At 58.2% G+C, this 20,153-nt stretch carries 19 protein-coding genes; 13 read left to right on the forward strand and 6 right to left on the reverse strand.

Annotated features, from left to right (window positions below; genetic code table 11):
* The first annotated feature begins 208 nt into the window (after nt 1-208).
* Both B5D52_RS11565 and putP read left to right on the forward strand, forming a co-directional pair.
* Nucleotides 209-808 carry a TetR/AcrR family transcriptional regulator gene (locus B5D52_RS11565; protein WP_040333028.1) on the forward strand — a complete coding sequence of 200 codons (600 nt, stop codon included), beginning with the start codon at nt 209-211 and terminating at the stop codon, nt 806-808.
* 176 nt (nt 809-984) lie between these two features.
* Entirely contained in the window at nt 985-2,529 is a 1,545-nt protein-coding gene (gene putP, locus B5D52_RS11570) for a sodium/proline symporter PutP (protein ID WP_016148852.1), read from the forward strand.
* 393 nt (nt 2,530-2,922) lie between these two features.
* Here the strand turns inward: putP and B5D52_RS11575 are convergent, their stop codons facing one another.
* Genes B5D52_RS11575 through B5D52_RS11585 form a run of 3 tightly spaced genes read right to left on the reverse strand, consistent with a single transcriptional unit; the run spans nt 2,923 to nt 4,983 of the window.
* Nucleotides 2,923-3,195, reverse strand: a complete 273-nt coding sequence (locus B5D52_RS11575; protein ID WP_016148851.1) for a peptidoglycan-binding domain-containing protein — start codon at nt 3,193-3,195, stop codon at nt 2,923-2,925.
* Entirely contained in the window at nt 3,192-4,559 is a 1,368-nt protein-coding gene (locus B5D52_RS11580) for a peptidoglycan-binding protein (RefSeq protein ID WP_016148850.1), read from the reverse strand. The genes B5D52_RS11575 and B5D52_RS11580 overlap by 4 nt, the downstream gene beginning before the upstream one ends.
* Before the next feature lie 7 nt (nt 4,560-4,566).
* Nucleotides 4,567-4,983, reverse strand: coding sequence for a carboxypeptidase regulatory-like domain-containing protein (locus tag B5D52_RS11585; RefSeq protein WP_016148849.1), 417 nt, complete (start codon nt 4,981-4,983; stop codon nt 4,567-4,569).
* A 721-nt stretch (nt 4,984-5,704) separates the two neighbouring features.
* On the opposite strand from B5D52_RS11585, the gene ftsH reads away from it, so the two are divergent.
* Entirely contained in the window at nt 5,705-7,567 is a 1,863-nt protein-coding gene (ftsH, locus tag B5D52_RS11590) for an ATP-dependent zinc metalloprotease FtsH (protein ID WP_016148848.1), read from the forward strand.
* A 28-nt stretch (nt 7,568-7,595) separates the two neighbouring features.
* Here the strand turns inward: ftsH and B5D52_RS15950 are convergent, their stop codons facing one another.
* A complete protein-coding gene (locus tag B5D52_RS15950) occupies nt 7,596-8,156 on the reverse strand; it encodes a hypothetical protein (RefSeq protein WP_143149502.1) in 561 nt (186 codons plus the stop codon).
* A 64-nt stretch (nt 8,157-8,220) separates the two neighbouring features.
* Here B5D52_RS15950 and B5D52_RS11595 point away from each other — a divergent pair, with 64 nt between their 5' ends.
* Nucleotides 8,221-8,805, forward strand: a complete 585-nt coding sequence (locus B5D52_RS11595; protein WP_016148847.1) for a helix-turn-helix domain-containing protein — start codon at nt 8,221-8,223, stop codon at nt 8,803-8,805.
* Nucleotides 8,806-9,296: 491 nt separating this feature from the next.
* Here B5D52_RS11595 and asnB read toward each other — a convergent pair whose 3' ends face one another.
* The gene (gene asnB, locus B5D52_RS11600) at nt 9,297-11,126 is read right to left on the reverse strand and encodes an asparagine synthase (glutamine-hydrolyzing) (protein WP_016148846.1); all 1,830 of its coding nucleotides are present in this window, start codon (nt 11,124-11,126) and stop codon (nt 9,297-9,299) included.
* A 63-nt stretch (nt 11,127-11,189) separates the two neighbouring features.
* Nucleotides 11,190-11,483: a Mor transcription activator family protein gene (locus B5D52_RS11605; protein WP_016148845.1), complete on the reverse strand. Its 294-nt coding sequence runs from the start codon at nt 11,481-11,483 to the stop codon at nt 11,190-11,192.
* A 430-nt stretch (nt 11,484-11,913) separates the two neighbouring features.
* Between B5D52_RS11605 and B5D52_RS11610 the strand changes: the two genes are divergently transcribed.
* The 9 genes from B5D52_RS11610 (at nt 11,914) to B5D52_RS11650 (ending at nt 20,148) form a co-directional block, all read left to right on the forward strand.
* Nucleotides 11,914-12,234, forward strand: a complete 321-nt coding sequence (locus tag B5D52_RS11610; protein WP_016148844.1) for a hypothetical protein — start codon at nt 11,914-11,916, stop codon at nt 12,232-12,234.
* A 131-nt stretch (nt 12,235-12,365) separates the two neighbouring features.
* Nucleotides 12,366-13,703 carry a terminase large subunit domain-containing protein gene (locus B5D52_RS11615; protein ID WP_016148843.1) on the forward strand — a complete coding sequence of 446 codons (1,338 nt, stop codon included), beginning with the start codon at nt 12,366-12,368 and terminating at the stop codon, nt 13,701-13,703.
* Nucleotides 13,704-14,264: 561 nt separating this feature from the next.
* The gene (locus tag B5D52_RS11620; protein WP_016148842.1) at nt 14,265-15,956 is read left to right on the forward strand and encodes a portal protein; all 1,692 of its coding nucleotides are present in this window, start codon (nt 14,265-14,267) and stop codon (nt 15,954-15,956) included.
* On the forward strand, nt 15,953-16,291 hold the full coding sequence (locus B5D52_RS11625; protein WP_016148841.1) for a ribosomal-processing cysteine protease Prp: 339 nt from the start codon (nt 15,953-15,955) through the stop codon (nt 16,289-16,291). The genes B5D52_RS11620 and B5D52_RS11625 overlap by 4 nt, the downstream gene beginning before the upstream one ends.
* Entirely contained in the window at nt 16,288-16,962 is a 675-nt protein-coding gene (locus tag B5D52_RS11630) for a hypothetical protein (protein ID WP_016148840.1), read from the forward strand. Before B5D52_RS11625 ends, B5D52_RS11630 begins: the two co-directional genes overlap by 4 nt.
* A 34-nt stretch (nt 16,963-16,996) precedes the next feature.
* Nucleotides 16,997-17,971, forward strand: coding sequence for a N4-gp56 family major capsid protein (locus B5D52_RS11635; protein WP_016148839.1), 975 nt, complete (start codon nt 16,997-16,999; stop codon nt 17,969-17,971).
* Nucleotides 17,972-18,069: 98 nt separating this feature from the next.
* Complete coding sequence (locus B5D52_RS11640) at nt 18,070-18,309, forward strand: hypothetical protein (RefSeq protein ID WP_016148838.1); 240 nt, start codon at nt 18,070-18,072, stop codon at nt 18,307-18,309.
* Entirely contained in the window at nt 18,306-18,650 is a 345-nt protein-coding gene (locus B5D52_RS11645; RefSeq protein WP_016148837.1) for a hypothetical protein, read from the forward strand. The genes B5D52_RS11640 and B5D52_RS11645 overlap by 4 nt, the downstream gene beginning before the upstream one ends.
* Nucleotides 18,643-20,148, forward strand: a complete 1,506-nt coding sequence (locus tag B5D52_RS11650; protein WP_016148836.1) for a hypothetical protein — start codon at nt 18,643-18,645, stop codon at nt 20,146-20,148. The genes B5D52_RS11645 and B5D52_RS11650 overlap by 8 nt, the downstream gene beginning before the upstream one ends.
* The last annotated feature ends 5 nt before the right edge of the window (nt 20,149-20,153 follow it).

The following is a 20,153-nucleotide window of genomic DNA, read 5'->3' on the forward strand; positions in this document are numbered from 1 at the left end:
GCCCGTTGCGACGGGCGACTCAGGGCTCTGCCCTGAGAACCCGCAGCCTTTGAAAAGGCTGGCGAAACTTTTAGCTCGCCTGCGGGCGGGACGGGAGATTGGTGCGGTGCTTGGGTTAACCACAGTTTTTATCCCCAACCTGTGGAGAACTTCTGTGAATTATGCTATCATTATCTTACATCAATTTCCCAGAAAGGGGTCGGTTCTCTTGCGCAAGACCCGCAACACCAAAGGTCGCATCGTCTCTGCCGCCTGGCGGTTATTCTATGAGCAGGGCTATGACAACACCACGGTCGACGAGATCATCCTCAAATCCGGCACGTCAAAGGGTTCCTTTTACCACTACTTCGAGGGCAAAGACGCGCTTCTCAGTTCTCTGTCTTATCTCTTCGATGAAAAATACGAGGCGCTCGTCTCGCAGATGGATGAGTCGATGGACAGTTTTGACAAGCTCATTTACTTAAACCAGGAGCTATTCTCCATGATCGAAAACAGCATCTCGCTCGATCTGTTAGCGCGTCTGTATTCCTCCCAGCTCATCACCCGCGGCGAAAAACATCTGCTCGACCGTTCGCGGTTTTACTATCGCTTACTCCGGCAGATCATCCTCGAGGGACAGCAGGCCGGACAGCTCTGCGACGATCTCTCGGTCAACGAGATGGTCAAAATGTACGCGCTCTGCGAGCGGGCGCTCATTTACGATTGGTGCATTTCGGGCGGAGAATACTCGCTGCGCGCCTACGGCAAGCAGATGATGCCCAGATTCCTTACTACAATCCGAAAAAATCCTGCACCTGTTATTACCTGATTTCCTAATTTTCGTATAGCTCTTTTTTCCCGGATTTCCATGCGGTTTTCCGGGTTTTTCTCTATCTGAGTATAGAATATAGTCTATACTTTGTTCTGCATTGCAGTCTATTTTTTGTCATGCTATAATAAACTAAATTGTCGCACAAGAACATTGGAAAGGGGTAACACTTCAACATGACAACTGCACAGATCGGCATTTCGGTCACGATCGTCGTGTATTTGATCGGTATGCTGCTCATCGGCGTCTGGTGTTCCAAGAAGAACAACGATACCGGTGATTTTTATTTGGGCGGACGTAAGCTCGGCCCGTTCGTCACCGCGATGAGCGCCGAGGCTTCGGATATGAGCTCCTGGCTGCTCATGGGTCTGCCCGGTCTGGCTTATCTGACCGGTATCGCGGACGCTGGCTGGACGGCGATCGGTCTGGCCATCGGTACTTACATCAACTGGCTGATCGTCGCAAAGCGCATCCGCCTGTACACCCACGTTGCGGGCAACTCCATCACCATCCCGGACTTCTTCCACAATCGCTTCCGCGATAAGAGCGGTCTTTTGATGGGTCTGTCGGCTATCGTCATCATCATCTTTTTCATTCCCTACACCGCGTCCGGCTTCGCTGCCTGCGGTAAGCTGTTCTCCAGCCTGTTCGGCGTGGACTACTTCTGGGCGATGGTGATTTCTGCAATCGTCATCGTAGGCTACACCGCGACCGGCGGCTTCCTCGCAGCTTCTACCACCGACTTTATTCAGTCCATCATCATGTCCCTTGCGCTGCTCGTCGTTCTGGGCTTCGGCGTATACTCGGCCGGCGGTATCGGCGCGGTACTGGACAACGCAAAGTCTCTGCCCGGTTACCTGAGCATGACGCAGACCTACGACCCGGCAACCGGTACGGCTTCGACCTACGGTGCGCTGAGCAGCTTCTCTATGCTGTGCTGGGGTCTTGGCTACTTCGGTATGCCGCACATCCTGCTTCGCTTCATGGCCATTGAGGACGAGAAAAAGCTCAAGCTGTCCCGCCGCGTGGCTTCGACTTGGGTCGTCATCTCGCTGTTCGTTGCACTGATGATCGGTGTGGTTGGTCTGGGCATGACCAAGGCAGGCAATCTGGCATTCCTGGAAGGCTCGACCTCTGAGACCATCATCGTTCGCATCGCTGACCTGCTCAGCCAGAACGGCTTCGTCTGTGCCGTGCTCGCCGGTCTGATTCTCGCCGGTATCTTGGCTTCTACCATGTCTACCGCCGACTCCCAGCTGCTTGCAGCTTCCTCTTCGGTTTCTGAGAACCTCATTCAGGGTGTCTTCGGCAAGAAGATGACCGTTAAGCAGAGCATGACCTGTGCACGTCTGACCCTGCTCGGTATCTCCATCATCGGCGTTTTCCTCGCACGCGACCCCAACAGCTCGGTCTTTAACATCGTTTCCTTCGCTTGGGCTGGCTTCGGCGCTTCCTTCGGCCCGGTCGTTCTGTTCGCGCTGTTCTGGCGCAGAACCAACCGCTATGGCGCAATCGCTGGTATGTTCGCCGGCGGCGTGATGGTATTCGTTTGGAAGTACCTGATTGCTCCGATGGGCGGTCTGTGGGATATCTACGAGCTGATGCCCGCATTCGTCATCGCTTGCCTGGTGATCTGGATTGTGAGCGTGCTCACGCCTGCTCCGTCTGAGGAGATTGCCGCAGAGTTTGATAAGGTCAAGGCACTCAACGCTGAGGAATAAGTAAGCACCGCAGCCAAAATTGAAGCTTTCGCTCAAGCCTTTCTCGAAAGGCTTGCGGAGTCTTGAGGCAGAGCCTCAAGTCGCCGTCCGCAGACGGCGAAACTCTCTTTTTGATTTTCGCCTTGCGAAAATCAACTAAAACAAAAAAATAATCGCTCGCCGCAGCGAGCGAAATACTCCGCGGCCATTGGCCGCTCATGGGAAAGACCGTCCGAAAGGACGGTCTTTCCTTTTTGTTTGTTTTAATTGAAACCCGGGTCGGACACCGGGTTTCAAAAGGGGATTTCGGACTCTGCGGAGTCCGACTCAGGGCGCTGCCCTGAGAACCCGCAAACCTTTGAAAAGGTTTGATCGAAACTTCAATATGGGTGCGGTGCTTATCCTTACAATGTTTCACGTGAAACTTTGTCCGCGGCAGAACATCAACGTGATCGCCTCCCACGTCTTTTCATCGGTCACGCCGTCGGGTGTTAATCCGCACGCACGCTGGATGCGCATGATCGATTGTCGGGTCGATTCATCGTACTGACCGGACGGTTTGGGTGGATGAATGTTGATATAATGCCGTCCGATGGCGGACAGCATGGCTTGCAGCAGCCAGACGGTATCCGACTGGCTGCCCGGTTTGAGTGGGCCGTTGAAGGCGAGCGGGTAGGGCTGTTTCATGGGGTGACCTCCTGTGTTTGGCTTTCGATACGGGCGGCTTGGCGCGCCAGAGTATCCCAAGTGATCGGGCCGACAAAGCCGGTGGGTGTCAGGCCGAGGATGGACTGGGCGGTGGTGAGGGCTTGGGTGGTACGCGGGCCGAACATGCCGTCGGCGGTGAGTTTGGGAATATCGGGGAATTCGGTCGACAGGATATTCAGCCACTCCTGCACCTGACGCACGTCGTTGCCCTGCATGCCCTCGACCAGTCGGCCGGGGAACAGGGGAGCGCCGGCAGCGGCTTCCCACTCGGGCAGGGCTGCGCCGATGTCGTTATAAATCTCGGTGATCTTTGCCCAGGTCTGCGGGCCGACGATGCCGTCGACCGGTAAGCCGTAGTCGCGCTGGAAGATGCGCACGGCCTGCTCGGTCAGGGTACCGAAATCACCGTCGATCGGGATCTGGTCTTCTCCGGTGAAGAATACGCCGATTGCATTCAGGTAGTATTGCAGCACGCGCACGTAGTCGCCCTTGTCACCCCGTCGCAGGTAGTCCGGGAAAATACCGGTCACGTCCTCCAGTCGCACGCCCTCGCTGTTGAGTTCGGCCAGCTTGGTGATCGCGGTATACAGGTAGGCGATGCGGTACCAGGTCGCCTTGCCCACGATGCCGTCCGGGGTCAGATCGAACACCTGCTGGAATTTCTTGACCGCGTCCAGCGTGCCCTGATCGAACACGCCGTCGACCGGGTAAATCTTCGGGATGGCCGGATAATTGTTTGAAATGCGGTTGAGGCGCAGCTGGATGGTGCGCACGTCGTTGGACACGTCGCCCAGACGCAGGGGAGAGCCCGGGTACGAACCCAGATTGGGCGCGGTCGGCGCGTCGCGCACGATGGCAAGGTCGGGACCGTAAAACTCGGTCAGAATTTCATAGGGCGACAGTCCAGCCTCTGCCAGCGGCACCGTGCCCCACTGGCTCAGGCCGTCGCACTGGACGCGGTCGCCGTCGCAATACTGCGCAAACAACGGCTCGACCGAACCCGGTCTGACCAGATAGTCATTGAACAGCTCGTCGGCGATCTCTGAGATGTTGTCGAAAATATCACGCCCCTCGACGTACGCCTGATCGAATGCCGTCGAGTTTGTGATATCAAAATCATAGCCCTGTGAGCGGTACCACTCGGTATAGATGCGGTTGAGCGCAAACGAAATCTGCGCGTACATGTTCGCCCGGATTGCAGCCTCCGGCCAGGTCGGATAAATCTCCGACGATGCCACGTTCTTGATGTAGTCGGGGAAGGGCACGGTCACATTGCGAGCCGTCGGGTCGTCCGGTCGCCCAAGATGTACCGTGATCGTCTCGGGAATATACGGTAATGCCATGTTCCGCTCACCGTCCTCTCTTGCTAAACTGCGTGTCCAGCAGCTCGGGCGGCAGGTCGGTGATCTCGGTTGAATTCCCGCTCGCCGTGGACGGCGTCAGCGGTACCGGCAGCGTCGAGGCAATGCCCGGGAAAATCGAAATGTCCCGCACCTCTGCCGTTTGATACCCCGGCAGCGATACATTCACCGTATAGTTCAAATACGGCGTGGGCTGGTCGGGACTGAGCGAATCAGAAAGTGACGGCGCGGGAAGCTCCAACACCGGCGTGCGCCCCGATGTGTCCGTCCGCACGATTCGATACAAAACCGGCCCGTCCTCAGTCTGCGCCGATACCGTCACCAATGCCCCCGGCAGCGGGATTGTCCCTTGCGCGGTCGTCACCGCCACCACCAGCTTTCCTACTGCCTGCGTCACATCTGCCATCCAGACATCACTCCCTCTTTTTTATGGTTAGAACCATTCTATGACCGGGAGACAGATGGTATGTCGGGGGAAAGAAGGAGAAAAGAGAATGTTTCACGTGAAACATGGGAGAGTGAGGCACCGCACCAATTCCCACGTCCCGCCCGCAGGCGACAAGCGGGTCCGGGTCTGCGACCCGGCGCGGTCCAGCCGCGCAGGCTGGCCGGACTCCGCAGAGTCCGGAACTCTCTCTTGAAACCCGGTGTCCGACCCGGGTTTCAATTAAACAAAAAATAAAAGCGCGTCCGCAGACGCGCAATCTCTGGAAATACCGTCCGAACGGACGGTATTTCCCATGAGCGCACTTTGTGCGCGGAGTATTTCGCTCGCTAGCACTCATTTTATCCGCGCACGGCGCGGAAATTAAGATAGTGACCTACGGGCCGGAGCGCGACTATTTTTCTAGTTTAGTTGATTTTCGCAGAAGCGAAAATCAAAAGGGGATTTCGGACTCTGCGGAGTCCGACTCAGGGCTCTGCCCTGAGAACCCGCAGCCTTTCGAGAAAGGCTGGCGAAAGCTTCAATATGGGTGCGGTGCTGGTCTTGCGTGACAAAGTTACATTTCTCCATCAATTTACACTTCGTTCAAACTTCATCCGCAATCCGTACATATTCCCCTGCTATAATCAATCTATACAGTAGGGGGGCACAGTCTATGCCCCGGAAATGAGGCAGTATTATTATGAAAGAAGTTAAACAGCCCGACAGAAAACGCATATTCTATTTCTATGCAATCGCAATCGCGCTTCTGTTCATCGCAAACATGCTCCTGCCCAGCCTCATCGCTCCAAAAACCCAATCGGTTACGTACGATCAGTTCGTCACGATGGCCGAAGCCGGTCAGGTCGCAGAGGCCGAGATCCAGAGCAGTGAAAACAAGCTGGTGTTTACCTCGGAAGTGCAGCAGGCTGACGGTAAGACGCAAAAACAGGTCTATGAGACCGCGCTTGTCGACGACCCCAATCTGGTCGAGCGTCTGCTGGATGCCAACGTCAAGTTTACTCAGATTACACCCTCGACCCCGTCGCCCATCCTCACCGCATTCCTTCCGCTCGTTATCATCATCGGTTTCGGTGTCTGGATGACCCGCTCGATGCAGAAGAAAATGGGTGCCGGTGCGATGAGCTTCGGCAAGTCCAATGCCAAGGTCTATGTCGCAAGTGAGACAGGCATTCACTTCTCCGACGTGCAGGGTGAGGACGAGGCTAAGGAGCTCTTAACCGAGATCGTCGACTTCCTGCACAATCCCCAGCGCTACGCCGACATCGGTGCGCACATCCCCAAGGGTGCGCTGCTCGTCGGCCCTCCGGGTACCGGTAAAACCCTGCTGGCTAAGGCGGTCGCAGGTGAGGCAAACGTGCCCTTCTTCTCGATCTCCGGTTCGGAGTTCGTTGAGATGTTCGTCGGCATGGGCGCTGCCAAGGTACGCGATCTGTTTAAGCAGGCAAACGAAAAGGCTCCCTGCATCGTCTTTATCGATGAGATTGATACCATCGGTAAGAAGCGTGATGGTGCTGGCGGCATCAGCGGCGGCAACGACGAACGTGAGCAGACCTTAAACCAGCTGCTGACCGAAATGGATGGTTTCGACGGCAGCAAGGGTGTTGTCATTCTGGCTGCAACCAACCGTCCCGAATCCCTCGACCCTGCGCTGCTGCGTCCCGGTCGTTTCGACCGCCGTGTACCCGTTGAGCTGCCCGACCTCATCGGTCGAGAAGCCATCCTGCGTGTACACGCCAAGAAGGTCAAGTGCGAGCCCGGTCTGGACTTCAATGCCATCGCGCGCATGGCTGCCGGTGCATCCGGTGCAGAGCTTGCAAACATGGTAAACGAAGCCGCGCTGCGTGCTGTCCGTGCTGGTCGCGACAAGATCTCGCAGTCCGACCTCGAAGAGAGTGTTGAAGTCGTCATTGCCGGCTACCAGAAGAAAAACAAGATCCTGTCCAACAAGGAAAAGCTCATCGTCTCCTATCACGAGATCGGTCACGCGCTGGTTGCTGCGCTCCAGACCCACTCGGCTCCGGTCACTAAGATTACCATTATTCCGCGTACTTCCGGTGCGCTCGGCTACACCATGCAGGTCGACCAGGAAGAGCACAACCTCATGAGCCGCGAGGAACTGGAAAATAAGATCGCGACCCTGACCGGCGGCCGCGTCGCAGAGGAGCTTGCCCTGCACTCGGTCACCACCGGCGCGTCCAACGACATCGAACAGGCGACTCGTCTGGCGCGTGCCCTCATCTCTCGTTTCGGTATGAGTGAGGCCTTCGGTATGGTCGCTTTCGAGCAGGTACACAATGCTTACCTTGGCGGCGATGCATCCATGGCTTGCGCTGACCAGACCGCGGCTGAAATCGATCGTATGGTCGTTGAGCTGGTGCGCCGTCAGTATGAGAAGGCAAGACAGCTGTTGAGTGATAATATGGATAAGCTGCATGCACTGTCCAAGTATCTGTATGACCACGAGACCATCACGGGCGAAGAGTTTATGAAGCTCATGGAACAGCCCAAGCTCGAAATGGGAATCTCTGAGGAGAAAGAATAAGCACCGCACCCCTAATTGAAGCTTTCGCTCAAGCCTTTCTCGAAAGGCTTGCGGAGTCTTGAGGCAGAGCCTCAAGTCGCATCCCGCAGGATGCGAAATCCCCCATTGAAACCCGGTGTTCGACCCGGGTTTCAACCTGAAAATTAAAAAAATCGCTCGCCTCAGCGAGCGAAATACTCTGCGGCCATTGGCCGCTCATGGGAAAGACCGTCCGAAGGGACGGTCTTTCCTTTTTCTTTGTCCGGACTGCGGCAGCTTGAACGGAGGGAATGTACGAACGGCAGGAGAGGGGAAAACCAATCCCGCAGGTTGGTTTTCCATGAGCCTTACGGGAAAATACCCCGGTGGGGTATTTTCCCGTAAGGCTGTGGCCGACTTGTTCGGCCAAGCCATGAACGGAGAACGGAAGGTTTTCGCTCGCTGCGGCGAGCGCTTTTGTTTTTGTTTTAGTTGATTTTCGCAAGGCGAAAATCAAAAAGGGGATTCCGCTCGCTGCGGCGAGCGGCTCAGGGCGCTGCCCTGAGAACCCGCAGCCTTTGAAAAGGCTGGCGAAACTTTCAGTAAGGGGTGCGGTGCAGGGGATTTTCAAACTCTACCGTTCGTCGATTGTCTTTTCTCGCGAAATCTGATAAGCTTTACAGGGTGATAGGTTTATGAATCAACAGAAATTCGGCGCGCTCATCCGCGTGCTGCGCCGCGAGAAAGGCATGACGCAAAAAGCTCTCGCTGACCGTCTCGGGCTCAGTGACAAGGCTGTTTCCAAGTGGGAGCGTGGACTCGGCTGCCCCGACGTCTCGCTGCTCGGTGATCTCTCGGTCATCCTCGGAGTCGATCTCGCGCGTATGCTTTCCGGTGAGCTCGCGCCCAACGATTTTGTAGGAGGAAATATGAAAAAAGCAAAGTTCTACGTCTGTCCGGTCTGCGGCAATCTTACTCTGTGCACCGGCAATGCATCGGTGTCCTGCTGTGGCCGTACCCTCGAAGCACTCGAGCCCAAAAAGGCGGATGATACACAGAAACTGAAGGTCGAAGTGATTGAAAACGATTGGTATATCACGAGCGATCATCCCATGACCAAGGAAAATTATATTTCCTTTGTCGCGTTTGCAACCGGTGGTCAGATGAATCTGATGAAGCAGTATCCGGAGTGGGATTTACAGGTCAGATTGCAGAAGCGCGGGCATGGTATGCTGTATTGGTACGCGAGTGATCTGGGACTGATGTATCAGTTGCTGTAAGAAACGGAATCCCGCCCGCAGGCGAAATGAAGTTTCGATCAAACCTTTTCAAAGGTTTGCGGAGTCTTGAGGCAGAGCCTCAAGTCGCCATCCGCAGATGGCGAAATCCCCCATTGAAACCCGGTGTCCGACCCGGGTTTCAACCCAAACTTACAAATAAGGAAAGACCGTCCGAAAGGACGGTCTTTTCCATGAGCGCACTTTGTGCGCAAAAGTATTGCGCGACCTGCGGGTCGCGCTTTTGTTTTTATTTTGGTTGATTTTCGCAAGGCGAAAATCAAAAGGGGATTCCGTGTCCTGCGGGACACGGCTCAGGGCTCTGCCCTGAGAACCCGCAGCCTTTGAAAAGGCTGGCGAAACTTTTAGTAAGGGGTGCGGTGCTGATCGTTTTTTGCGCAAAAAAAACAGCACGGTTTTCCATGCTGCGCAAAACAAAGCAAATCAAAATATTATTTTTCTCAGAACAAAAAATCAGAACAGAACAATTCGCGTCAAATCAATTCCACGTCATAAGTACGGAACCAATGGTCGATTTGCAGCAGATACGCGAAGATTTGCGGCGTGCGCATGAGCTGACCGTACCACGGCTCGGGCAGGTCGTTCGGGTGTTCCATCAAATCCTCCAGAACATCCCAGCGGAAGAACTGCGGCAGGATGGACGTTTTATCGTGCATCTTCTCACGCAATGCGTCCGCGACGATCTGGGTATAAACAGGGGAGAAGGTCTTGGGGTAGGGGCTTTTCTTGCGCCAGGTGATTTCCTCGGGCAGGTCGTTTTCGAACGCCTTGCGCACGATGCCCTTTTCCCGACCGTCCAGCGCCTTCATGCTCCACGGCATATTATAGGCATACTCTACGATGCGATGATCGCAGAAGGGGACGCGCACCTCCAAGCCGGAATACATGCTCGTGCGGTCTTTGCGGTCGAGCAGGGTTGCCATGAACCATTGCAGGTTGAGCACGAACATCTCACGCATGCGGGCATCCTTGGGACTGTCGGAGTCCAGTTTGGGCGCCGACTGGCAGGTGCAGGCGTAATGTGCGCGGACAAACTCCTCGCCGTCGCGAATCAGGCCATCGTGCAGCAGCGACTGTCTGAGGGCGGTGGAGCGCGACCAGGGGAAGCAATCCTCGAACAGGATCTCTTCGCGGTGGTACCACGGATAGCCGCCGAACAGCTCATCGGCGCACTCGCCCGACTGGCACACGGTAAATCCCGCGTCCTTCACGGCCTTGCAGAACAGCAGCAGGGAAGAGTCCACGTCCGCCATGCCCGGCAGGTCACGCGCTTCGGTGGCGTCCATGAGTGCCCTTGCCAGTTCGTCCTGTTCGAGCACGACCGTGTGGTGTGTCGAACCGATGGCGTCCACCATAGTCTGAATATACGCACTGTCGGAATTTGGCTGAAAAATACTCTTTGTAAAGTACTTCTCATTGTCCCGGTAGTCCACCGAGAAGGTGTGCAGGGTTTCGCCCTTGTGCTTCATCTCCCGCGCGGCGAGCATGGACAGGATGGACGAGTCCAGACCGCCCGAAAGGAAGGTACACAGCGGCACGTCGGACACCAGCTGGCGTTTTGCCGCGTCCTCAATCAGAAAACGGGTGTGTTCGATGGTCTGGTCAAGGGTTTCGGTGTGCTCCTTTGCGGTCAGCTTCCAATACAGCTGGTAATCAAGTCCGCTCTCGTCGAACACCAGATACTGACCCGGTGTGACCGATCGAATCCCGTGGAACACGCCCGAAAATGGCGGTCGTGCAGGCCCCAAAAGCAGGATGCTGCGCAGGCCGTCTTCGTCCAGCTGGGCGCGCATTTCCGGGTGGCACAGGATGGCTTTCTGCTCCGACCCGAACACCAACATCTTGCCCCGGCGCGCGTAAAATAGTGGTTTTACCCCCAACCGGTCGCGGCACAGCGTCAAACGCCGTTTGTCCTTCTCCCAGATCGCAAAGGCGTAAATGCCGTTGAGCTTCCCAAAGGCTTCGCATCCCCAGGCCAGGTAGGCGTGCAGCACCACCTCGGTGTCCGAGTGTCCGCGAAAACGATGACCAAGATCGGTCAGCGCTCGACGCAGTTCGTCAGTATTATATAACTCTCCGTTATATACTAAGACTGTATTCCCGTCCGGGCTTGTCATCGGCTGACTGCCGCCTTCGGGGTCAACCACGATCAGGCGGCGGTGCACCAGCAGCGCCTGCGCATCCTGATACACACCTTCGGCATCCGGTCCGCGGCGCGTCAGCGCCTGCGCCATACGTCCGGGTAAATCGCTTAGTTCGCGCACGTCACGGGTAAAATCAATCGTTCCGGCAATTCCACACATAACTAGATCACTCCTTTTTTCATTGGTATCCTATGCGCGGTGCGGCGGTTATGCAACCGCCGGTCACCACGGTTCGCTCCAAAAATCTTTGGGCGGACGGACGGACAAGATCCGACGCACCTGCCGCTCGGACAGGTGATAGGTCGCGCACAGCTGGGCCACCGTTGCCCCGTGCGCTGCATCCTGCCGAATCTGCCGGTTGCGGCTCGGTCGGTCAACGCCCTCCAGCTTGGGGATGTACAGCGTAGAGCCGCCGAACGCTCGGCACAACTTCCGCGCATTGCGTGTGCCGATGACCGCTTGCAAAGCAGCCAGGTTTTGCGGCGGCACAGCCGCGGTCGGTTTGACGGGTTTCATCGCAGGCCCTCCGTTTCTTTGGGATATCTACATGATAACGCATAGATCGCCCATTGTCCAGATATTTTTCAAACAAATGTTCGAGCACCTTCGACACAGCGGACAGTCTTACGACGGCAAACGACGGCGTCAAACCAAACACTACACAAGACATTTTGCCCCAAAATATGACACCGGTCGGTTTTTGGGGGACAAAGACGGAAATATGCACAGGGCTGTGGATGGGCTCGCTTACGACCGAAAAAAGCTGCGGAAAAACCGCGCGTTCGGTCGTTTTTTTGTCCCTGCACCGCGACACCGTTCGACACTGCCTGCACACCCTGTGGACAAAAATCTCAGACATACGCCGGATAGACGGTGTCATAAAACCATGTTATGCTATTAACAACGAACATAAGTTCGAACACTTTGCGACAGGAGGTGAAACCTGATGGCCAATCGCCGACAGGACGCAGCAGTCGAACAGGCGCTCTTCCGCAGTGCGGTCGGCGGCGTGCGGCCGGTCAGCAAGCTGTTTAAGGTCAAGCGCGTCGAGTACGACGATCAGACCGGCAAGAAACTGCGCGAGTACGAGGAGATCGTGCAGGGAACCGAGGAAGTCTACGATTCCCCGTCCACTACCGCACAGCAGTTCTGGCTCAAAAACCGGATGCCCCGCGCCTGGGGCGGTGAACCCGCCGCGCAGGACGGCGAAACCGAGGGCGGCGTCATCGAACTGCCTCAGCCCATGCCACCCGAAACCGAATCCTGACCCGGTTTTCCAAAATCACACATTTCCCGCGTTTTCCCATTTTTGCAGGACATTATGTTACAAATTTCATGTATGCCGATTCTTTAGCATAATTATGCAAAACGGAAAACCATCGAAAGGAGGCGTAAAACGTGGTGCTCTGGAGCCCGCAGAAGCGGCAGGAAATCTTTCTCTCCCGCTTCGAGGACGAGGCACTGTACGGCGGCGCGGCGGGCGGCGGTAAGAGTGAAGCGCTGGTGGTTGAGGCGCTGCGGCAGGTGCATATCCCGCACTACCGCGCACTCATCCTCAGAAAAACTTACCCCGAGCTGTCCGAGCTCATCGACAAGTCCCAGCGATACTACCGCGGCGCGTTTCCCGCTACGCAGTGGAGTGAAGCCCGGCACGAGTGGCGTTTCCCGTCGGGCGCGAAGATCAGTTTCGGCGCGATGCAGCACACAAACGACCGTTTTAAATACCAAGGCCGCGCCTACGACTACATCGCGTTCGACGAGCTGACCCACTTTACCCAGGACGAATATCTCTACCTGCTCTCGCGAAACCGCGCGTCCGGTCCGGGTACGCGCGTCTACTTGCGGGCTTCGGCAAACCCCGGCGGCATCGGTCACGGATGGGTCAAAGCACGGTTTTTGACCCCGGCACCGCCCATGCAGACGATCTGGGAAGATGTGAGCATGCTCACACCAGACGGTGCCGTGCTCAACGCAAAACGCAGCCGAATTTTCGTTCCCAGTACGGTTTTTGACAACCAAATCCTGCTCAAAAACGACCCTGCTTACGCTGCCCGTCTGGCAGCCCTGCCCGATGCGGACAAACGTGCGCTGCTCTACGGTGACTGGGACGCATTCGCCGGTCAGGTCTTTTCCGAGTGGCGCGCTGACCCTGCTCACTACGCCGACCGCCGCTACACCCACGTCGTCGACCCGTTCCCCATCCCCAAAAACTGGCGCATTGTCCGCGGCTTCGACTTCGGCTACTCCCGTCCGTTCTCGGTCGGCTGGTGGGCCATCAGCCCGGACGGCGCTCTGTGCCGCATCCGCGAACTTTACGGATGTACCGGCACGCCAAACGAGGGCGTTCGCTGGGAACCCGCTCGCATCGCTCGCGAAATCAAACAAATCGAACAGGACGACCCCAACATCAAAGGCCGCACCGTGCGCGGCGTGGCTGACCCCTCCATCTTCGACGAGAGCCGCGGCGAAAGCATCGCGCAGATGATGGAACGCGAGGGCGTGTTCTTCGATCGCGGCGATAACGCCAGAATCGCGGGCAAAATGCAGGTGCATCATAGATTGGCGTTCGACCATAACGGCATCCCCGGACTGACCGTGTTCCATACCTGCCGGCACTTTATCCGCACCGTGCCTGCACTCGTGTATGATTCGACCAATGTTGAGGACGTCAATACGTCGATGGAAGATCATATTTATGATGAAATGCGGTATGTTGTCATGGAGTTTTCGCAGTGAATCGATCAGCAGCGCACCCATTCCCGCCCGCAGGCGAAATGAAGTTTGGATCAAACCTTTTCAAAGGTTTGCGGGTTCTCAGGGCAGAGCCCTGAGGCGCGCTCCGCAGAGCGCGAAATACCCCTTTTGATTCCGGTCAACGACCGGAATCAACCAAAATAAACAAATAATCGCTCGCCGCAGCGAGCGAAATACTCTGCGCGCCAGGCGCGCTCATGGAATCCGTTCCCTGCGGAACGGATTCCCAAACCGCAGCTGCATCTGTTGCCGCGTGGACTGAGCTGCACCGCTGGGGCGGGAACGGCAGGGGAAAACCAACCAGTCGGTTGGTTTTCCATGAGCGGCCGAAAGGCCGCAGGGGAGTCTTGCCGCCTGCGGGCGGCGCTTGGAATTAGTTTTTGTTGATTCCGGCTGTTGACCGGAATCAAAGAGGGGATTTCGCGTCCTGCGGGACGCGACTCAGGGCGCTGCCCTGAGAACCCGCAGCCTTTGAAAAGGCTGGCGAAACTTTCAGTAAGGGGTGCGGTGATTCTTTTAAAAAAAAAGGAGGTTCTTTCTTTCGTGCAATCCAAAAAACACGTGATCGGCAAGGCCGAAGTCCAACGCGCTGCCGATTTACTCGAGGCCTACCGGCGCGGCAAGCAATCGCTCGACCGCCGCATTCTCGAAGATGAGCGATGGTATCGCTTGCGGCACGGTGCCGCCGTTCGCTCCGGTGAGCCTGCGCCGGCGTCCGGTTGGCTGCTCAACAGCTTACTCGGCAAGCACGGCGACATGATGGACAACTACCCCGCACCCGACGTTTTACCCCGTGAGCCGTCGGACATGCAGGATGCCAAAACCCTATCACGGATTCTGCCGGTCATTCTCGAGCGGTCGGACTTCGAGGGTTTATACTCGCGCAATGCTTACCCAAAGCTCCGCCACGGCACGGCGTGTTACGGTGTCTTCTGGGACCCCGAAGCCGAGGACGGACGGGGTGACGTAAGGGTCACGGCGGTCGATCTCTTAAATCTCTTCTGGGAGCCGGGTGTGCGCGACATTCAGGACAGCCGCAATCTGTTCCTGGTCACCCAGTGCGACAACGACCTGCTCGACGCGGCCTATCCGGCGTTACGCGGCAAGCTGCGCGCGCCCATCGACAGTACCAACCAGCGCATTCCCGAGGATGTGCTCGACCGCTCGGGCAAGTCGCAGGTCGTGGACTGGTACTACAAAAAACGTCTGCCAAACGGCAAAACCATCGTACATTTCTGCAAGTTCGTCGGTTCGACCGTGCTTTACGCCTCTGAAAACGAACAAATGTTTATGAGTCAGGGGCTTTACGATCACGGACAGTATCCCTTTGTGCTCGACGTACTCTTTCCCCTCGAGGACAGCCCGGCCGGGTTCGGCTATGTCGATCTGATGAAGGGCACGCAGGGGTACATCGACCAGCTGGACGCGATCATCTTAAACAATGCCCGTCTGGCCGGTCGGCCGCGTTGGTTCTATCGCGATGCATGCGGTGTCAACGAGCAGGAATTTGCCGACTTTACCCGTGATTTCGTCCACGTCACCGGCAGGCTCGACCCCGACGACCTCCGGCAGATTGAGGTCGAACCGCTGCCCGCGTTCATCGCGAACCACCTGCAAAACAAGGTCGAGGAACTTAAGGAGACCAGCGGCAACCGCGATTTTGCCCAGGGTGGTACCAATTCTGGTGTCACCGCGGCTTCGGCCATCGCTGCCTTGCAGGAGGCGGGCAGCAAGCTCAGCCGTGACCTCATCAAAGGCAGCTACCGCGCGTTCACCCAGGTGTGCACGCTGGTCATCGAGCTGATTCGTCAGTTCTACGACGACAGCCGCGCCGTGCGCATCACCGGTGAGGACGGCAAGCCGGTATTCCTGACCCTCGGCGGTCTGGCGCGGCGCGATCGCCACGTCGCCTTCGACATTCAGGTGCGCGCCCAGAAGGCAAGTCCCTTTACCCAGATGAGCCGCAACGAACAGGCCAAGGAACTCTATCGGCTGGGCTTTTTCCGTCCCGATTTGGCCGGTCAGGCGCTCATTGCGCTCGAAATGATGGACTTTGACGGCATCGAGACCGTCAAAAAGCGCATCGCCGCGCAAGCCGGGGTCCAGCAATCAGCGGTCAATCCACAGGGCACGGCATCGAATGCCAAACAGGGCGCACCGCTCACGGTCGCCCAGCAGCTCATTCCAAAAACAGGCACGTCCGCAAGTCGGGCAGGGGAGGGTGAAACACCATGATTATGATTTTCGCGGGCAGGCGGGACGACCGCTGCGCTCTGCATGTCGCCGGTCACGCCGGCTACGATAACCGCGGACAGGACATCGTCTGCGCCGCCGTCAGCACACTGGTCAATACCCTGGCCGGTGCCCTCGCTGCCTTCGACTGCCGCGGCTTCCATGCCAAGCTCCAGCCCGGTGACGCGCGCATCACCTGTGCCGCCAGCGGTGCGACCGACGTGCTGTTCTACGCCGCCGTCATCGGTCTGGCGCAGCTGCAAAACACCTATCCGAACTACATCCAGATGCGCACCGAAGGGTATTTCTGTGCCGATCGAGAGGAGGAATCCGTTTGAAACAGTCCGTAAAATCCGACCCGTCCCGCGAGCGCCGCTTCCGCGCCCTCATTCAGGGCGAATTCCGACCGGAATTCAACCGCGAAGTCGCCATCGCCGTGCGCCGCGCGCTGCGTCAGGCGCGTGCCAAACAGCAGGGCGCGTCCGATGAAACGGGAAAGACCGCGCTGCCCGTGCGTCTGGCAGCGGGTGACCGTCCGACAGGCGAGGGGATGCGTCCGGGTATCGACCCGGCGCGTGTGATGACCGAACCGGTTCGTCCGGGCGAGCAGCCCGACGAGCGTGTGCGCCAGACCGTGCACGATGCGCTCGTGCGTGCGCAGTACAAGGTCTGGCAGGCGCAGGAGGCCGAGGCCAAGCGGCGTTATCCCGCCATGTCGCTCGAGCGGGAGCTGCAAAACCCCGACTTTGTTCGTCTGCTCACCGACCCCAAGCGTCCCATGACCGTATGCCGCGCCTATGAGGCCGTTCATCTCGACGACATTCAGGCCGACATCGCACGCGAAGCCGCTGTGCGCACCGCCGTCCGCATGGCTGCGCTGTCCCGCCGTCCCCGCGAGAGCGGTGCCGCCCCGCAGGCCGGTCTGCCCATGCATTACGGTGCGTCCGACCCCAAATCCCGCGCCGAAATCGCACGCCGTGCCCTGCGCGGTGAGCGCATCACGCTGTAAAAAATTCATGTTCCACACGAAAGGAGAAACATCTATGTCCTTTAAGTTTGATTATCAGCTGTTCGCCATCAACACCACCGAGACCATGCCGGACGAGATCAAGACCTACTACGACGACTATCTGATCGACTGCTCTAGCCCTAAGCTGGTGCACGATCAGTTCGGTCAGAAGCGTCCCATCCCGGCAGGCCGCGGCAAGACTATCGAGTTCCGCAAGGTCAGCCCGCTGCCCGTGTCCACCACGCCGCTGACCGAGGGCGTGACCCCGGAAAGCCAGCAGCTGACCATTTCCACCGTCGAGGCTCCGGTACAGCAGTACGGCGGCTATGTCGAGCTGTCCGATATGGTCGTGCTGACCGCCATCGACAACAATCTGGTCATTGCTGCCAAGCAGCTGGGCGCACAGGCCGGCAAGACCCTGGACGCCATCACCCGCGAGGTGCTGGCTGGCGGCACCAATGTCCAGTACGCCGAGGGTCAGGTCACCGAGAGAAACCAGCTGGTCGGCGGCAAGGAGGAGGGCAACCACTACCTGACCGTCGATGCCGTCCGCCGCGCCGTGCGCACGCTCAAAAAGCAGGATGCCGAGCCGATCGGCGACAGCTTTATCGGCATCATCCACCCGGACGTTGCCTACGACCTGATGAGCGACCCCAAGTGGGTGAACGTCAAGTCCTATTCCGACCCGGAGGGCATTTACGAGGGCGAGATCGGCAAGATCGAGAACGTCCGCTTTGTCGAGACCTCCGAGGCCAAGGTGTTCGAGGGTGCGGGCTCGGAAGGCCGTGACGTGTACGCTACCCTGATTCTGGGCGACAACGCCTACGGCACCACCGAGATCGAGGGCGGCGGTCTGACGCTCATCGTCAAGCAGCTGGGCTCGGGCGGCGCGTCCGATCCGCTCGATCAGCGCGCGTCGGTCGCTTGGAAGGCAACCAAGGCCGCTGTCCGTCTGCAGGAGGCGTACATGGTGCGCATCGAGACCACGTCCACGTTTACCGGCGAGTGATTTCGGAATATTTATCCGAAAGATGAATAACGGAATGCAGGATAAAATTTAAAATCCTGCAAAATAAAAGCGACACACAAAAGGGAGGAGACTGACCCATGAACAAAGCCAACCAGAAAGACGAAGAGCTCGTTGAGATCACCCTGTTTGCCGACGGCGACCGCTATCAGGACGACGTGTTCGTCTGCGTCAACGGCGAGAGCTGCCTGATTAAGCGCGGCGTGCCGGTCAAGGTGCGTCCGATGTTTGCACGCGCACTGGCCGACTCAGCTGAGCAGGACAAGCTCGCAGAGTCCATGATGCGCCGGGCGCACGAGCGAGGGGAGGCGGTTCGATGACCATGCAGCAGGCACTCGAGCAGCTCGCACGCCGCTGGCCCACCGCCCACGGCGACGACGAGGCGCTCCCGCTCGTCCTGCAAGCCGAAAATATCGCCCGCGCCGAGGTGCTCGGTCAGCAGCCGCTGACCGAAGCGCCGGGCGGTGAGCTGTCCATCCCCGCGCCCTACGACATGGCTTACGTCCATTTCGCCGCCGCCCTGCTCGCGCAGATGGATGGCGTATACGACCGCTACAACGCAGAACTTGCGCTCTATAACGGCCTGTACGAGACTTGGGCACGGGCACATCGACGCGAAAACCTGCCCCCGCGCGGCGCGGAGGTGGTCGCCTATGGCTGATTACCCCTACCTTTCGGGCACGTCTCCCGCGCGCACCCGCACGGACAGCTTTTCCGGTCTGGATCGCCGTGACCGCGCCTCTGCCGGTGCGGTGCGCGACGGTCTGCACCTGTCCACCGACGCGCTGCCCGCCCTGCGCGTGTGTCCGACCGACGAGAAAGTCCAGGATCTGACCGCGTGCACCGACCTGCTTTCGGCCTGCGGCTGTCTGATCTGGACGAGCGGCGGCAATCTGTACGTCGACGGCGTCAACAAGGGCGGCGTGCGCGACGAAAAACACCAGATGGTCGTGCTGGGCAAGCGCCTGTTCCTGTTTCCCGAAAAGCAATATCTGACGCTGGGCGAGAGCGGCGGCTTGCAGAACATGGAAGCGCGCGTGGTCGGCGGTGCGACCTTCACCGACGATTCGCTCGAACTGACCACGACCAAGGGCTTTTCGGTCGGGGACGGCGTGACCATCGAAAAGTGCACCCGCTACCCGGAAAACAACAAGACCGCCGTCGTGCGCGAGATCGACGGCAATACGCTGATTTTCTCCGAGGGATGCTTTACCGCGGGCACTGAGAGCGCGATCATCGTCACCCGCAAGGTGCCCGACCTCGACTTTGTCTGCGAAAAGGACAACCGCCTGTGGGGCGTACATGATAACGCCGTGTGCTGCTCGGTGCTCGGCGACCCGCTCAACTGGATGGTGTACGAGGGTTTGGCGACCGATGCGTTTGAGGCCGAGGTCGGCACCGACGGCGCGTTCACCGGCATTGCGGCTGCGTCCAGTCACGTGCTGTGCTTCAAGGAAAACTGCGTGCACAAGATCTACGGCGCGAAGCCGTCCAACTTTCAGGTGCAGGTCAGCAGCATTCCGGGCGTACAGGCCGGGTGTGAACGCGCCATCCGCAACGTCGGTGAGACCGTTTACTGGTGGGCGCGCGATGGCCTGATGGCCTACGGCGGCGGCATTCCTGACCGCCTGAGCGCACCGCTGGGCGATGCCGGATACACCGACATGTGCATGGGCGAGGACGGTCACAAACTGTGGCTGTCCGGCCTCAGAGACGGTCAGCCTGAGACCCTCATTTACGACATCGAACAGGCCGCCTTTTTGCCCGTGGACAGCCGGAAAGCCGTGCAGTTTGCCTGCCACGACGGGGCACGGTATCTGGCCGAAGAGACGGCGCTTTGGAAGACCGGCACCGATCGCAAAAACACCGACTTTGCCGCCGTGTTCGGCCCCTTCCGCCAGACTTCACCAGCCGTGCTGACCGGTCTGACCATCCTGGCCGACTGCGTGGGCGAGTGCACGCTGGCTTGTGCCGTGCGCACCGAGCGCGGCGACTGGATGCCGGTCTGGGCGAGCGGGAGACTGTCAGACGGCAGAGCGCGCATCCCCGTACCCGCCGTGCGCGGCATGCAGTTCTGGCTGCGCGTGACCGGCAGGGGAGACGTGACTCTGCAATCGATCGTACGTATCCTGCACCCCGACGGCCCGGACGATCTGTAAACCCG

Source organism: Butyricicoccus pullicaecorum DSM 23266, assembly GCF_900167005.1.
Lineage (GTDB): Bacteria > Bacillota > Clostridia > Oscillospirales > Butyricicoccaceae > Butyricicoccus > Butyricicoccus pullicaecorum.